At 39.0% G+C, this 723-nt stretch carries 1 protein-coding gene; it reads right to left on the minus strand.

What is annotated here, in order from left to right:
- Positions 1 to 89: 89 nt before the first annotated feature.
- Positions 90 to 723, minus strand: a 634-nt coding sequence (locus AC1DND_RS28900) for a 4-hydroxy-3-methylbut-2-enyl diphosphate reductase (RefSeq protein ID WP_477586415.1), incomplete at its 5' end; no start/stop codon positions are given.

Raw genomic sequence — 723 nt, forward strand, 5'->3', positions numbered from 1 at the left:
AATTACCTTCGGTGAGCTCGCTTAAAGCTCGGTTTACTTCGTAGCTTTCCGCTACGCTACAGGTCAGGGCGACGCCTCTCATGATAAATCTAGTATTTTTCCAAAGCGGCTTTAACCTTTTCCATCAGCCACATTGGTGTAGAAGTAGCACCGCAGATGCCAACTTTATCATTTTCGTTAAACCAGGTTTGATCTAACTCTTCAACATTCGAAATAAAATAAGAATTATCGTTGTGTTTTTTACAAACATCGTATAGCACTTTTCCATTAGAAGATTTCTTGCCTGATACGAAAACGATTTTATCATAATGACTTACAAAATCTTCCAGCTCTTCGTAACGGTTAGATACTTGCCTGCAAATGGTATCGTTAGCCTTAACTTCATAACCACGGCTCAATAATTCATCTTTAATGTGATAAAATTTATCGGTGCTTTTAGTGGTTTGGCTATATAGGGTAAATTTAGCAGGCAATTCTACATTATCCAGCTCGGCCAGATCCTGAAAAACAATTGCCTTACCATCTGTTTGACCTTGTAATCCGATTACCTCGGCGTGCCCGTGCTTACCAAAAATAAGTACTTGCTCATCGTCATCATGTGAATTTTTAATCCTATTCTGTAATTTCAGCACAACAGGACATGAAGCATCTATTAAAGTCAGGTTATTTTCTAAAGCCAGTTGATAGGTTGATGGCGCCTCACCATGAGCCCTGATTAAAACC

It is taken from the genome of Pedobacter sp. 01N416 (genome assembly GCF_056399685.1).